Source organism: Actinomyces urogenitalis DSM 15434, from assembly GCF_000159035.1.
Classification (GTDB): Bacteria; Actinomycetota; Actinomycetes; order Actinomycetales; family Actinomycetaceae; genus Actinomyces; species Actinomyces urogenitalis.
The window spans coordinates 1-659 of sequence record NZ_DS999606.1; the positions used below are offsets into that span (position 1 = coordinate 1).

General features: G+C 75.1%; 1 pseudogene. It reads left to right on the top strand.

The features are described 5' to 3' along the window. Positions 1–153 precede the first annotated feature (153 nt). Positions 154–659, top strand: a pseudogene (locus HMPREF0058_RS11475) (hypothetical protein); the annotation flags it as partial.

The window sequence follows — 659 nt, forward strand, 5'->3', positions numbered from 1 at the left end:
GCCTCCTGCGCCTGGCGCACGCGCGGCTGGCCAGCCAGGGCTGCGAGGGCCTCGATCACGGCCTGGGGGTGGGAGGCAAGGTCCGGGCTCACGCGCTCAGACTAAGGGGCCGCCCTGAGCTGCCGGCAGGCCGCTAGGCTCGCGCCCGTGAGCATGACGTACTCCTCCGACGGCGCCCCGGCCCCTCTGACTCCCGGTGGCGGGATCCCCGTGGCGCCTCGCGGTCGCCGTCGGGACCACGCCCTGGCCGGCCTGGTGGGCCTGCTCCTGGCTCCGGTGACAATCCTGCTCACGGGCGGGACCGGGCACTTCGCCTCCCAGGGCAGGCTGGGGCTGGCTGCCTTCCACCTCCTCGTCCTGCTCGTCATGGTCTGCGCCTGCCAGGCGCTGTTCGCCGCCCGCTCCTCCTTGGGAGGCCTGGTGGCGGGCCTCATGGCCCTGGCTGGTCAGCTCGCCCTGATCGGCCTTGCCGACGGCGCCGCCACCGTCTGCCCACCGTGGCTCCCTCCGGTCGCCACGACGGGCGTCCTGCTCCTGACTAGCGCCCTGCTGACTGGCGGGGCCTGGGGAATGAGGTCGGCGCGCCGAGGCGGGCGTGAGCAGGCGCGCACGGCCATGCGGCTGGCGCAGGCCGATCGCGCACTGGGCGTCACCCCCAG